Origin of the sequence: Rhodopseudomonas pseudopalustris (genome assembly GCF_900110435.1) — a bacterium.
Lineage (GTDB): Bacteria > Pseudomonadota > Alphaproteobacteria > Rhizobiales > Xanthobacteraceae > Rhodopseudomonas > Rhodopseudomonas pseudopalustris.
In genome coordinates, this window is record NZ_FODT01000007.1 from 40,305 (window position 1) to 55,363 (window position 15,059).

At 54.3% G+C, this 15,059-nt stretch carries 5 protein-coding genes; 4 read left to right on the top strand and 1 reads right to left on the bottom strand.

The window, feature by feature from the left end:
• Window positions 1-317: 317 nt before the first annotated feature.
• Window positions 318-860 (bottom strand): hypothetical protein, encoded by a 543-nt coding sequence (locus tag BMY71_RS14745; protein ID WP_139202647.1) that lies wholly within the window; start codon window positions 858-860, stop codon window positions 318-320.
• 345 nt (window positions 861-1,205) lie between these two features.
• Between BMY71_RS14745 and BMY71_RS14750 the strand changes: the two genes are divergently transcribed.
• The 4 genes from BMY71_RS14750 to BMY71_RS14760 all read left to right on the top strand — a co-directional run bounded on the left by BMY71_RS14750 (window position 1,206) and on the right by BMY71_RS14760 (window position 15,023).
• Entirely contained in the window at window positions 1,206-2,372 is a 1,167-nt protein-coding gene (locus BMY71_RS14750; RefSeq protein ID WP_092684693.1) for a tetratricopeptide repeat protein, read from the top strand.
• Window positions 2,369-3,406, top strand: a complete 1,038-nt coding sequence (locus tag BMY71_RS14755) for a hypothetical protein (protein WP_092684695.1) — start codon at window positions 2,369-2,371, stop codon at window positions 3,404-3,406. Before BMY71_RS14750 ends, BMY71_RS14755 begins: the two co-directional genes overlap by 4 nt.
• 311 nt (window positions 3,407-3,717) lie before the next feature.
• Window positions 3,718-4,437, top strand: coding sequence for a hypothetical protein (locus tag BMY71_RS24435; RefSeq protein ID WP_139202649.1), 720 nt, complete (start codon window positions 3,718-3,720; stop codon window positions 4,435-4,437).
• A 2-nt stretch (window positions 4,438-4,439) separates the two neighbouring features.
• The gene (locus BMY71_RS14760) at window positions 4,440-15,023 is read left to right on the top strand and encodes a calcium-binding protein (RefSeq protein WP_139202650.1); all 10,584 of its coding nucleotides are present in this window, start codon (window positions 4,440-4,442) and stop codon (window positions 15,021-15,023) included.
• Window positions 15,024-15,059: the final 36 nt, after the last annotated feature.

A 15,059-nucleotide genomic window follows, 5' to 3' on the forward strand; every position in this document is an offset into this window, starting at 1 on the left:
AGAAGCCATCCTCGTTGTCTTGGCAATCAGACCGCGTAACGCCTCGTGAGACCGTCGGTCGACTGACAAGGTTTGGTCGCAAATGGAGTCAGTTCGTTGACTGATAAGCTTTCGAGCAAAAGCTTATCGGTTCTCAATGCGTGTTTCGCGTGTAATCAAAACGTAAAATGAACCGGAAACCCTTCCCGTGTGAAAGGAACGCTTTAGTCGAAAATTCAGTGAAATCAAGGGCACCGCTTGGTCGTAGGGGCCACAAAAAGGCACCAAAACGCACCTGAGGGCGGGTGCCGACACAAAGCATTGGTGGGATGAGTAAATCACTCAGGGGCGAGGCCCGCTTCGATGCGCTTAAATCCGCGCAGAAAGTGACGACCCATTGCGAGCCGTTCCTCGCGGTTAGAAACTTTGTATCGGTCGAGCGCTCTTTTGAAGTCGGCATACCCATCGTGCCCGGGGTCGGGGTGAGAATCCCAAATCTCCGGCTGGTCGAGCGTCATCAAGCTTTCCCAGGCCTTCATTTCCGGGGAACAGGATTCTGTCGCGCGGCTGTAGAGAATAATGCCGAGCCCAATGCCCGTTCTCGCGTTTATGTCGTGGGGCTCCATCTGAGCCTCAGTGTCCTTGTCGGCATGTTTTAGGAAATTGGTGATTGCGTTGAGCTTGTGCCAACCGATGTTTTCAATGACTTTGCCCAAAGGCTTTTCAAAGCCGTCTTGCGCGATAGTCGGGTAAATGTCCCACAACAGGCGAAACGAGGCTCGCGAGAGGGTGATGACTGAACTGAGGTGGTCGTCGGTCAAGTAAAGCCGTATCGCGCAATCAAGCTGACGCTTCGCTGCTTCCAGTTTTGATGTCAGCATTTTCTCTCCCATTGGTTGGGGTGGCTAATCGACGCAATTGGTCGCTTAAAGCTGGGCGCGAGAGCAACGGCCATTCTTACCGCGTTGGCTATTCTCAAAGACAAGTCGGGTGGCGTTCATTGGTTTCGATGAGTCTTTGCAACTGCAGTGGGCCTGGAGGTTGCTACTGGAATTGCCTATTAGGGTAATAACGCCCGGTAGAATTCCAGAAGGAAGTAGGTAAAGTCGACGTTATTCCTGAAGCATGAGGCTTCAGTGTCCGACATACCTGCTTATTTGGGGCGAACTCTTAACGGCCGTGCGACCGACACAGCCGTAGAGATTGCCAAGATTGTTCGGGAAGTAATGAACCGTCTCGCTTCGCGCGGGCAGACAGGGGCATCGATAAGGAACATTGATGTCGAAGCGATGGAATTGCTCACGAAGCAGGTGAATGAGGCCTGCCAATTCGCCTTTAATCTGATTGGCGAGGTTACTCCATTCGTGGTGGAGCAAGTTACGTTTTTTGCTGGCCGGGTTGAAAAGATTATCACGGACGAAGTTGTGCCGGTGGCTACGCGTTTGGGGATGCGTGAGGATCAGGCTGCGAGGGTAAACGCTACTTTCTTGGGCCAACTGCGAAGCCGAAAGGAGCAACTGCTCGACGATTTCGTGCACGGAATGCAGGGTAGTGAGCGGCTGAAGAAAGACCCCGTTTTGAACGTCATCGCCAACCAGACCAACAGCCCTGGTGCTACACAGCAAATAGGTATTGGCGACAAGTTCACGCAGTCGGCTTTCACGCAGAACCACACCGAGCTGATTGCTGTGATCGACCGGGCCTTGGAATCCCCGGAGTTTGCAAAGCTTAATACAAGTCAGAAAGGCGTCGGTCAGGGGTTTCTCTCCGGCTGGATGGGCAGCATCGATCCCGCAAGGGCCGCGCGCTACTTCCGGTTCGCCATGGACAAGGGCGATGCAAGATCGACCTTCCGTCTGGCCGACATGACGTTGCAGGGGAACGGCGTCAAAAAGGATGAAGTGGAGGCCGATCGGCTCGCCGAAAAGGCGGCCCTGCAGGGCAACCGTGAGGCCCAGGCCTTTGTCGGCGCGCGTAAGTTGATGCCCTATCTGGCTGGTTTGACGGACCATGCAGAGGATGCGCTCAAGTGGCTCAACATGGCGGCCGATCAAAACGAACCGATCGCCATGCGATTTCTGGCCAATTTCTATCACTCGCTGGGCGCCCGGACCGGCGAGGTGAATCTTGCCCGCGGCAATGAGCTGCTCAAGCGCTGCGTCGAGAAGACCGCCGATCCGGGCTGCGCTTTCGCCTATGGCGAGGCAATCAACGCCGGTGTCGCCGAGCCCCGCGATGTGAAGAAGGCGTACGCACTCTTCATGCTCGCCAATCGCGACGGCCGCAACCGAGCCGCCGCAACCAAGCTCGAGCAAATTGCAAGGGAACTGACGAAAACCGACATCGTCAATGCGCAGATGATTGCCAGCGAGCTTTCGGTGTCGAAGGAATGACGATCAACCAGACCACGGCCGGTCTAAATGACGCCGGAACCGACGCTTCGGCGTCGGCGCGTCGAACTGATGTCATCCTGATCCGTCTTTCGAAGGCCGTGGCAGTCCTTTTTGCAGTGGCGCTGACCACCATTGTTTTCAAGGTATTTCTGGGGATTGCGACCGAGCCTAAGCCGCTTGGAGGCATCGATCTCGCCAAGATGCCCGATGCGTTCATGCCTTGGACGCCGGTCTACTACCCGTTGATCCTGGCTGCGCTATTCGCATGGTGGCGATGGCCATCGAACATCATCAAGCCGGGCGCGTGGGCTTTGCTGCGCGGCGGCTTCGTCATGGCCCAGATCGCGGTGGTTTGTATTTTCGTGTGCTTTCTCTGTGCCCAAATCGGTCAATTGACGCTGACGATTCCGTTTGCTCTCAGTGCAGAGCTTTGGAAGATGTTGCTCAGTTCGGTCGCCGCAGCGCTGTCTTATACGCTGACCTACGCGATGTTCTTTGCGACGTCATTATTTCCTCTGGCAATCGCGTTCGGATTGATCCTGGCGCTGATGACGCAATCGCTGCGCCGACGTCTCGTCGGAGATGCGGAGCAGGGAATTGATGAAAGTCATGCCGATGCCTTTGTCACCTGGCAGCCCAGCCGCTCGCCGGGAGTGCATTTCGATCGCCCGATTGAGCAACGCATATTTGCCGGGTGGCCTTCGGTTCTCGCTGGCGGCTTTGTTCTGGTTCTATTGCTTCTGTCATTCCTCACGATGGGTCCGTTTATCCTGATGATGTGGGCGCACGGTCTGATATCGACTGCCATTCCTTGTCTGATCATTGGAGCGAGCTTCCGCTGGCTCGGATTTGGGTGGTCATCTTGTGCCGTGGCTGGTGGACTCCTCAGTTTGTATTTCGGATATGATTCAATGCAGCATAATGGCTTTCTGACGGGGCAATTGATTTCAGCGCCGCCGGTCGTCGGCGCGACGATGGGTGGCTTCTGGATTTTCAACGCTATTCATCCGAGACATAGGCAGCGGCCCGCCTGAGCGGAGGTGGTCTGACCGAACGTCGGCGGACGGCTTCGGCAGTCGGAACTGGCAGGCGTCTCGACGTACGCACGGCTTGGTTGTCGAGATTCCGTTTGCAATACGTCGTGAGCCGATTAGAGTGCAGTTTATTGGTGATTGGTTCATTTATGGGCGCACATGCGGCTGTTTTTCTTGTCAGAAGCGATGCATTTTGAGCTGCGATTCGGTGCGCCGATTAAATTCGCCGTTTTCTCCGCCCCCCTCCACAAGTCCCATAGCCACCCGTTTCCAGCCGCAAGTGAAAAGCATTTTGCAGCGGGTCATTGGTCGTGAGGTGGCTGATTGGCTTTGCACTCATTGTGGCAGCCGTTTCCGGTTACGTCGCGATCAACAGTGCCACGGTGCGGTATCGCCTTACGCTAGAGGCGGAAATCGATGGCGTCCGCAAGACAGGGGCGGGCGTAGTAGAGGTGAGCTACAGCAAGCAGAACCTTCCCATTTCTCAGGCTGAATTCCGGATAGATATTCGGGGAGATGCCGTTGTGGTTGATCTGGGGCCCAGAGGACAGCTGTTCGCGCTGCTAAGAGAAGGCTCCGATAGCCGCTCCGGTGCTGACTACATCGTGCTGCGTGCTTTTAATTTTCCTGGCGGAGCATTGCCGCGACCGGTGCTAGACGGTCTCGGCAAAGTCAGGCGACTGTCTGGGAAGGTCGATTTGCCTCTCAGGAGCCTACCGTTACTCGTTCGCTTTCGCGATTTGGATGCCCCAATGACAATCGAGCGGGTCGACCCGCTCGATCTCGGAAGGAGCTTCGGCACCGGCGCAAGATTGGTTGGCGCGACGTTGGAAATCGTCTCCCCTGGCGTCTGGCCGTTTAATCGCATCGGAATAACGGGAGAGTCGATCACGAGAGGCATCGACCAAACGCTAAAATGGATCCCAAACTACTACAATCGCCAACTCGACGGAGACCGAGTCGAGTCAGCGTCTGCGCCATTGCGTCTAGCAAACTCACTTTCTTCCCGCGACTTCAAAGCAGGACCCTAGTTATGGCCATTTCCAAAGAGCTGTTTCTCGCAATTCTTTCGATGGATGCGTACAATCGTGGAGGCGCGCCCGGCATCAAGGACCTTGGCGGAATTGGTAGCTCAGTAGGAAACGCAATTCTAAAATTTCAGTCTCAAAACGTAGAATCTAATTTCTACGCCAGTGCCTACAACACTTCAGCAGTATCCGGTTTCTCGGCCGGAGAGACGACGATCGCCTACCGGGGGACTGACGAACCAATCGGATCGAATATCTTAGACGGTGACATTTGGAATGGCTGGGGTGTTGGCGCCGGAAGCCCCGGTGGGGCCCAGGCCCAATTGGCGATCGAATTCTACAAGGTTCTCGCCAATGGTGAGAATCTTCAAAGCGCCAATATCTCGCTCACTGGCCATTCGCTGGGTGGCGGGCTCGCCGGACTTGTTGCAGGCCTCTACGGCAAATACGGCGCCCTCTTCGACAATATGCCGTTCGAGCTGGCGACCGAAAAGGCACATCAGTTTGCTTCGGCAGACCCGTCAAATCCCCTGTACAACGCCGCGCTAAACGCGCTTATATATCAAGGCACGAGCCCATGGGCGATTGATCTCTCCAAGCTTCTAACTACGTATGTTCAGGGTGAGTTTCTTGCTTCGCTCCGCCTTGGACAATCGACGCCGACGCTTCGGCTAGATTTGGATCCCTCCATCCCATTGGACCTCCTCACCGAACGGCATTCCCAGTCACTGTTGGTGATACTGAAATATGCCAACGAAGTGTTGGGATATGACGGTGATTGGTCTCAAGCGACGAAGTATTTCGTTCCGGCGCTATTTGACGAGCGTATCGGCACCTTGCTGGTGCCTGAAAGCATCCAGGGATCTTCGACATTCTCAACAGTCCTGCGCGACGCAATCGCGTATTCAGCGATTGACGAGGGCACGCGTATCTTCGGTGACACGGGCATTCGAGCGTTGTTTGATGACGCTAATGACCTGGGAAAGGCGATCGCGCTTGCGAACGTCTCCAAGACTCTCAAGGACGCGGCTGATGGCCTGGCAACAATCCTAACTCAGTTCGCGGGCCAGCTCGCGATTGGCAAGGTGCTACAAACGGAACACTCCGAAGCGTTGCCCGGGGTTCTCGCCCTTTCGAGCGACGATCAGACGCTGGCGGTGGATTTTTCCGATCAACTGTGGGCCCTTGGTAGGGATGCGCCGCAAACGAATATCTTGGGCCGATCCGATCTGATCAATCAGGTTTTTGCGCAGTATTCCGGTGGAGCGGCGGGCCAGCCGTTTGGCAGCGATACCAGCGCCGGAATGAAGTGGCTATGGAATGCGGATGATGCCAGCATTGTCGACCGCATCATTCTTGCGACAACCAATGATGCGCTGACCACGACCATTGCAGATCGCGGATATACGACTTCTAAAGTCAGCCTATTCGCGGCCGGTGGTCTCGGCGACACCATCCGTGGCTCTAGCGGCAACGATTTTGTCTACGGAGGCGATGGCAACGACACTATTCGCGGTGGTGCGGGAAGAGATCTTCTCGCGGGCGGTGCCGGCGACGACCGGCTCAGCGGTGGTGAAGGCAGGGACTACCTTGCCGGGGGCGACGGCAGGGACACCGTATTCTATGAATCGGTCGGTAGCGCTGGCGTCGAATTGACGATCAAAGCTGTAGCCGACGAAGCAAGTGGCAACGTTCCGACGCTGGAGTTGCGAATGTCGGCCACCGACATCGACCGCGCTAACGCGGTCGAAGTCATCGAATTGACCGATGAGAGAGATACGGTGCATGTCGGAGATGGCCTTACTACGCTGAACGGCACTGTGGAGATCGATGCCCGCGGTCAGTCGGCCGAGCAACGCGACGTGCTCGATTTTCGGGGCTTGACCAGTGGCATCGTTCTTAGGCAGGACGGCGATGGAGCTCTTTACTCTTCGCGAGGCGCGTCCGCAGCCGGCCAGGTTGCCGACTCTATTGCGGGCATTAGCGTCAAATATCTCCATTTCGAAGAGGTACATCTGACGTCGAGCGACGACACCGTCTATATCAAGTCTGACGTTCAGAAGCTCTACACTGGGGATGGCAACGACACAGTGAAGGCTACTGGCGTCAGGATGACAATCGACCTAGGTGAAGGCAACGACATCCTCAAAGGGTCTGGAGCGGGGGCAATCGTCTACAGCGGAGCCGGTGAGGACCGTATCGAAATATCTCACAAAGGTCAGATGTTGTTCGACGATGCCAGTACTCTCGATCGAATGACGATGTACGGCGTCACCCTGACCGGTGGAATACATTGGCATGCTTCTGAAAGCCCTTGGGCCTATGGAGCGCTCGGAGAGCGTTACGGCCGAAATCAGCAAGGCGATCTCGTCATTAAAGATTGGAACGGCAATGAGACTTTCATTTCAAATTTCAATTTCGCGATTGGCGGAGCGAATCTAACAGCGGGACTCTATGTCATCGATTTGGAGGTCTACTGGCGGAACATCATGGATGTCCCGAGCGACTTCAGTATCTTGAACGCTTGGGAAGCTCTCATGGGTCACGCCATGAAGGCATTGACCGGTCACTCGGGCTGGGTAACGGTAGATCCGTTAGTGCTCGATTTGAATGGTGATGGCATTAGTCTGTCGTCACGAGACGTAAACAAAGCTTTCTTCGATATCGACAGCGATGGGTTTGCTGAACAGGTAGGCTGGACGACCGGTGGTGACGGCCTCCTTGTTCGAGACAGGAACAATAACGGAAGAATCGACAATATCGACGAGATGTTCGGAAACGAGCATCAGTCCGGCTTCGAGCAGCTTTCTATGCTCGACGGAAATCACGACGGTAGAATTGATGAGCAGGATAACTATTTAGCAGAGTTCGACGGCGACGGTGTCATCGACGCAGAGGACACATTCGACGCACTGAAAATCTGGATTGATGTAAACGAAGACGGCAAAACCGATCCAGGGGAACTTGTGGGCCTAGATGCGCTCGGCATCGTTTCGATTGCGGTCGCGTCATCTCCTTCCGGGACCACGTCGGCCGGCAACACGATCGTATCCACAGGCTCATTTACGAAGGCCGACGGATCAACGGGCACCGTTGCGCACGTCGACCTCAATGTGAATGACTCCGATACGGTTTGGTTGGGGGATCAATCTGTCAGTACGGAGGCCGCGGCGCTCCCAAATATAAAGGGACATGGGACCCTTACTGATCTTCACGTCGCGATGACGATTGATGACGGTCTCATCAACATTGTGGAGAACGGCCTGTATGCTCTCAACTCCACCAATCTTGACTCGTTGCGTTCGGCGGCGCGGCCTATTTTGGCAGCTTGGGCAAGTGCGGTTCCTGTTCCGGAGGGTACCCCAGGAAGCGCCCCGCGAGATGACTTCAACCTTGTGATCGAAGAAACAGCGACAGGTATAGTGGTCAGGGATTTTCTGATCAGAAAGACGGACGAAAACGGGACATACTGGGGACTGGCGAGCGGGCACGTCGTTAAAGACGCACTCGATGTAACGATCGATCGACCGACGCGTGAGCAGGTGCTCAGCAGCACCCCAGAAGCCGGAGAATGGTCGATCTTGACGGGAGCCGATATCTCGTTTCTCGAGCGATATATCGGCGATGCAATTGATCTAGATGTAACAAACAATCCGGGCTCGGCGGCAATTGCAGCAGTAACGACCGTTCTAAATTTTGCTACACATGTGCTCGATGAAATCGTCGTTCGGTTGGCAGCGCAAGGTCCACTCGAACAATTCTTCGCCGGCATCGAATACGACGCTGCGGCAGATGTCTTTCGGCCTACGACAGACCGACAGCTCAGTCCTATGTTGGAGGCGATCTTTATGGCGGCGCCGCAATCTTCGGTTGATGCACCGCAGTTCGTAGAAGGGTGGAAGAGTATCATTGGAGTGATGCTTCCGGATTTCGAGCGCGGCGGCATCTTCTTGGAGACTACCTATGCCTATCTGTTCCAGAATTTGGTCGGCGCCTACGAGAACGTACCAATTGCACTAACGCTACAGCAGGCAGCAACACTTCTTGGAATTCCTCAGGAAGCGATCTTAACGGGCTCGGGCACCGTGTCGGGCACGAACGACGCCGATCTGATATACCTGGATGCGTCTAATCAAGAAGCCCGAGGATCCGCTGGCTACGATTCGTATGTAATTGGGCGCGACTTCGGCATTGATATTATCCAAGACGTGATGGAAGGTTATGGAGAATCTCAAGAAGACACCATCCGTTTCGTGCATCTGAACCCTGATCAGCTTGAGTTCCGAAGAGACGGCACTGATCTCATAATTACGCAAATTGGCACACAGAACGAAATTCGCGTGGTCGATGAGTTTGCTGGTCGCAGGCCGTCATTAGGTGTGGCGTATATGGATTTCGATACTTCAATCGAAGTCATCACCTTTGGCGATGGCACAGTGTGGGATATGGTGGAGATTGCGCGCCAAGTTGGCATGCAGTCGTTTGTTACTGACGATGTTTTGGTTGGTACGGGATCTTCCAATGTCCTGAATGGAGGTGCTGGTGATGACTTCATGTCCGGTGGAAATGACGGCGACCAATACATGTTCGGCCGCGGAGATGGCCACGACATTATTCGAGACAACCAGAGCTGGATCTGGGCGGAGACGCCGGACTTTCTTCATTTTGGAGAAGGAGTCGCGCTAACAGATCTTTGGTTCCAGAGAATCGGGAGCTCCGATGACCTGAGCATCGGCATTTCCGGAACCGATGACGTCATTACCATTGAAGACCAGTTTACCGTGGCATATGGCCTATTAAATACGACCGTAGACCGCATTGAGATCTTTACGTTTGACGATGGCAACTACATTGATTGGGAATACATCATTCAACGGTTGGACGCAGAGGCCGGTACAGACGGTGACAACGTCATTTACGGATTCTCTTACGCAGATGTCCTAGATGGTGGAAGGGGTAACGATTTCCTAAGTGGCGGAAACGAGAACGATACATACGTATTCGGTCGCGGTTATGGGCACGATACGATTCGTGACAACCTGACGATGATCCTCAGTGGTAGCGACGACACGATACGGTTTCGGGAAGGAATTAGTCGCGGCGACGTAAGGTTCAGTAAGGTTGGAGATTCAAATGATCTCCAGGTGACTATCATCGGAACGGACGACGTTCTCAATGTCCTCGGGCAATTCCAGGTCAACTATGGTTTGATTTCCACGAAAGACGATCGGATTGAGTTTTTTGAATTTGCAGATGGTGCAGTTATTAGCTGGGAAGAGCTGATTTGTCAATTTAACGAAGCCGCGGGAACGTCGCTTGATGATGTGATTTACGGGTTCTCTTATGAGGATACGCTCACCGGCCGGGGCGGAGACGACTACCTGAACGGCGGTAGAGACAACGATAGATACGTGTATAACCGTGGTGACGGCAACGATTTGATCGAGGAAGGGGCTGACGGGCAGGCGCCTGCTTTCGATACATTATTCCTTCATGGTGTCGATCCGATCCAAGTCAGCCTTTCGCGGACAGGCAACGATGTCACGCTCGTCATCGCGGAAAGCGGGCCGGGCGTTGGCGATGCCGGATCGATCACCCTCAAAGAGGAGTTAGACGATTGGTTTAGCCGTGGTGTCGAGCGGGTTGTATTCGACGACGGGACGATCTGGACGCAAAATACCCTCCGACTGAGGTTAATTGCCGATGCATCCACGGCTGGGGACGACGATATTGTCGGGTTCAACGTGAACGATGTCATTCGTGCTGGTCGTGGAAACGACGTGATGAGCGGGGGGGCCGGAGATGATAACTATATCTATGCTCGCGGAGATGGAAATGATGTGATCGTCGAGGGAACGAGCGGAAATTTCAGCACGTTCGATACGCTGTTGTTCGAAGATATCGACGCGGTCGAAGTTTCGTTGTCCCGAAGCGGTAACGATATTACGCTTACAATCGCGGAAACGACGCCTGGGGCTGGCGACGGTGCGACTATTCTTTTGAAGGATGAGTTCGAGGACTGGTTCAGTCGCGGTGTCGAGCAGATAATCTTCGCAGACGGTACGATCTGGACGCAAGCGACCATTCGGGCAGCGCTGATCAGTGCGTCTGGGACATCCGGGGATGACGTTATATTCGGATCTGGATCCGATGATATCATCGATGGCGGCATGGGCGATGACACGGTGTCCGGTGGACCGGGCGATGATACGTTTATTTATGCTCGCGGGGACGGGCACGACATAATTGAGGAGGGTACCTCCGGAAACTTCAGCACAATTGACACGCTTCTTATCCACGGCGTTGTGCCTGCTGTAGTTACGCTGGTACGGAATGGCAACGACTTGACGTTAGTGATTGCGGACTCCGCCGCGGGTGCCGGCGATGACGGGTCGATTACGCTGAGAGACGAGTTGGACGACTGGTACAGCCGTGGCGTTGAGAATATTATTTTTGATGATGGGACGGCGTGGACACAAAATGATCTTCGTTTGAAGGTGTTGGCGCAGAGCGCTACGTCGAGCGATGATGTTATCGACGGATTCAATACTAACGATAGCATTTTTGGTGGGGCTGGTGACGATATTCTTAACGGGATGTCGGGAGACGATTCTTATCGTTACGCAAGAGGCGATGGTCATGACGTCATTTTCGACGGAACTGGTGGAAACTCTAGCACTATTGACACCCTTACTCTCGAGAATATCGATCCATCGGACATTAGCTTGTTCCGGAATGGGAACGACCTAACGTTAGTGATTGGGGAAAGCGCCTCGGGCGCCGGAAACGGTGGCTCCATCTTGTTGAAAGAGGAGCTTGATAACTGGTACAGCCGAGGCGTAGAGCGGATCGCTTTTGCGGACGGCACAATATGGACCCAGGCCGATCTTCGTTATCAATGTCTGGTGTTGGCGCAAACAGAGGGCGACGAGGTCATTATTGGATTTAACGTAAACGATGTGATGCGTGGCGGCGGTGGAGATGATGTTTTGTCCGGGGGTGGTGGCTCGGACACTTACGTCTATTCACTAGGCGATGGCAACGACACGATCCAAGATCAAGGTGCCTCGGGGGCAAATGAACTGGTCCTGCATGGAATCCCGCCATCATCGGTAATGGCGGTCCGTCATGGCAACGATGTTATCCTTCTCTTTGGCGAAGATGGCATAAATGGCCGGATTACAATCGTAGGTCAGCTTGCTGCATCTAGCAGCATAGCGACCATTGCTTTCGACGACGGAACAGTATGGTCCGATCAAACGATTGCGGCGAATTTGGTCGACAATGATGGAGCGATCATCACCAACCTTGGTACCTCGGCGAGCGAGTCGATCACCGGAACGCCTTTTGCAGATGTTATCGATGGGCGCGGTGGTGATGACTATTTGAGCGGCGGCGGCGGCGGCGATATCTACATCTTTGGGGTAGGTTCGGGCAACGATACAGTGACCGAGTCCGATGGCGGCACCGACGTTGATGAGGTCCGTCTTGTGGGTCTCTCTACATCGAACGTCGAGTTCGCCCGGAGCGGAGACGATCTTTACGTCGCCAATATTGAAAGTGGCGAGAGGCTGAAGATCGAGAGGCAGTTTAACGGCGCTAGCGGAATCGAACAGATCAGGTTTGCAGATGATACTGTTTGGGATCGCAGTCAGATCCTTGCCGCCTCTTGGATCCGAGGCACCGACTCCAACGAAACGGTGAGCGGATCGAACGACGCCGACACAATTGACGGCAAGGGAGGCAACGACCGTCTCGAAGGCAATAATGGTAGCGACACCTACATTTATCGAGCGGGCTCTGGCAACGACACGATCGTCGAATACGGTTACAGCAGTGGTGTGGACGTCGTTGCTCTGATCGGACTTAATCCGATCGACGTGCTGTTCAGTCGGAGTTTGACCGATCTCATGATGACGGTCATTGCGTCTGGTGAGGTGCTTAGGGTTGAGAACCAGTTCAGCAGCAACTACGGAATTGAACAGATTAGGTTTGCAGATGATACTGTTTGGGATCGCAGTCAGATCCTCGCCGCCTCTTGGATCCTAGGCACCGACGCCAACGAAACGGTGAGCGGATCGAACGACGCCGACACAATTGACGGCAAGGGAGGCAACGACCGTCTCGAAGGCAATAATGGTAGCGACACCTACATTTACCGAGCGGGCTCTGGCAACGACACGGTTGTCGAATACGGTTACAACAGTGGCGTGGACGTCGTTGCTTTGATCGGACTTAATTCGTCCGACGTACTGTTCAGTCGCAGTTCGACCGATCTTCTGATCACGGTCATTGCGTCAGGCGAAGTACTCACGGTTAAGGACCAGTTCAACAGCAACTACGGAATTGAACAGATCAGGTTTGCAGATGATACTGTTTGGGATCGCAGTCAGATCCTTGCCGCCTGTTGGATCCGAGGCACAGACGCCAATGAGACGGTGAGCGGCTCGAACGGCGCCGACACGATTGACGGCAAGGGAGGCAACGACCGTCTCGAAGGCAATAATGGCGGCGATACCTATCTTTACCGGGCTGGCTCTGGCAACGACACGGTTGTCGAATACGGTTACAACAGTGGCGTGGACGTCGTTGCTTTGATCGGGTTCAATTCGTCCGACGTTGTGTTCAGTCGCAGCTCGAACGACCTATCGGTGACGATCACTTCGTCAGGCGAAGTACTCAAGGTTAAGGACCAGTTCAACAGCAACAACGGCATCGAACAGATCAGGTTTGCAGATGATACTGTTTGGGATCGCAGTCAGATCCTTGCCGCCTCTTGGATCCGAGGCACCGACGCCAACGAAACGTTGGGTGGTTCGAATGACGCCGACACGATTGACGGCAAGGGAGGAAACGACCGTCTAGAAGGCAATAATGGCGGCGATACCTATCTTTACCGGGCTGGCTCTGGCAACGACACGGTTGTCGAATACGGTTACAACAGTGGCGTGGACGTCGTTGCTTTGATCGGGTTCAATTCGTCCGACGTTGTGTTCAGTCGCAGCTCGAACGACCTATCGGTGACGATCACTTCGTCAGGTGAAGTACTCAAGGTTGAGAATCAGTTCAACAGCAACAACGGCATCGAACAGATCAGGTTTGCAGATGATACTGTTTGGGATCGCAGTCAGATCCTTGCCGCCTCCTGGATCCGAGGCACCGACGCCAACGAAACGTTGGGTGGTTCGAATGACGCCGACACGATTGACGGCAAGGGAGGAAACGACCGTCTAGAAGGCAATAATGGCGGCGATACCTATCTTTACCGGGCTGGCTCTGGCAACGACACGGTTGTCGAATACGGTTACAACAGCGGCACGGATGTCGTTGATCTGATCGGGTTCAATTCGTCCGACGTACTGTTCAGTCGCAGTTCGACCGATCTTCTGATCACGGTCATTGCGTCAGGCGAAGTACTCAAGGTTAAGGACCAGTTCAACAGCAACTACGGAATTGAACAGATCAGGTTTGCAGATGATACTGTTTGGGATCGCAGTCAGATCCTTGCCGCCTCTTGGATCCGAGGCACCGACGCCAACGAAACGGTGAGCGGATCGAACGACGCCGACACAATTGACGGCAAAGGAGGCAACGACCGTCTCGAAGGCAATAATGGTAGCGACACCTACATTTACCGAGCGGGCTCTGGCAACGACACGATTGTCGAATACGGTTATAACAGCGGTACGGATGTCGTTGATCTGATCGGGCTCAATTCGTCCGACGTTGTGTTCAGTCGCAGCGCGAACGACCTATCGGTGACGATCACTGCGTCAGGTGAAGTACTCAAGGTTGAGAATCAGTTCAACAGCAACAACGGCATCGAACAGATCAGGTTTGCAGATGATGCCGTCTGGGATCGCAGTCAGATCCTCGCGGCCTCTTGGATCCGAGGCACAGACTTCAATGAAACGGTGAGCGGCTCGAACGACGCCGACACAATTGACGGCAAGGGAGGCAACGACCGTCTCGAAGGCAATAATGGCAGCGACACCTACATTTACCGAGCGGGCTCTGGCAACGACACGATTGTCGAATACGGCTATAACAGCGGCACGGATGTCGTTGATCTGATCGGGCTCAATTCGTCCGACGTTGTGTTCAGTCGCAGCGCGAATGATCTATCGGTGACGATCACTTCGTCAGGTGAAGTACTCAAGGTTGAGAATCAGTTCAACAGCAACAACGGCATCGAACAGATCAAGTTTGCAGATGATACCGTCTGGGAGCGAGCGCAGATTCAAGGGGCTGCCTGGTTTCATGGGACCGGCGGAAATGATTCAATAAACGGAACGGCCGGGAGCGACACGCTGCTGGGAGGAGCCGGCGATGATATTCTAACGGGAAGTACAGGAAGCGACAAATTCGTATTCGGCGCAGGTTTTGGGCAGGATACAATCACAGACTTCACGGTCGGAGCGGACACTATCGAATTCCATGATGGCATATTCGCTGATGCTTCCGCTGCATTAGCGGCGGCCAGCCAATCTGGGAATGATACGTTGATTACTGTCGATGCGACGACTAGCATTCTACTGCAAAACGTCGCGATTGCTAATCTGCATGCGGACGATTTCCGTGTCGCCTGATAGTCCGCTCAAGCGTAGTGTGAGGGCGCCGTGACG

Coding starts and splice junctions, on each gene's coding strand:
- BMY71_RS14750 (WP_092684693.1), top strand. CDS start 1,206: ATGAACCGTCTCGCTTCGCGCGGGCAGACAGGGGCATCGATAAGGAAC.
- BMY71_RS14745 (WP_139202647.1), bottom strand. CDS start 860: ATGCTGACATCAAAACTGGAAGCAGCGAAGCGTCAGCTTGATTGCGCG.
- BMY71_RS14760 (WP_139202650.1), top strand. CDS start 4,440: ATGGCCATTTCCAAAGAGCTGTTTCTCGCAATTCTTTCGATGGATGCG.
- BMY71_RS14755 (WP_092684695.1), top strand. CDS start 2,369: ATGACGATCAACCAGACCACGGCCGGTCTAAATGACGCCGGAACCGAC.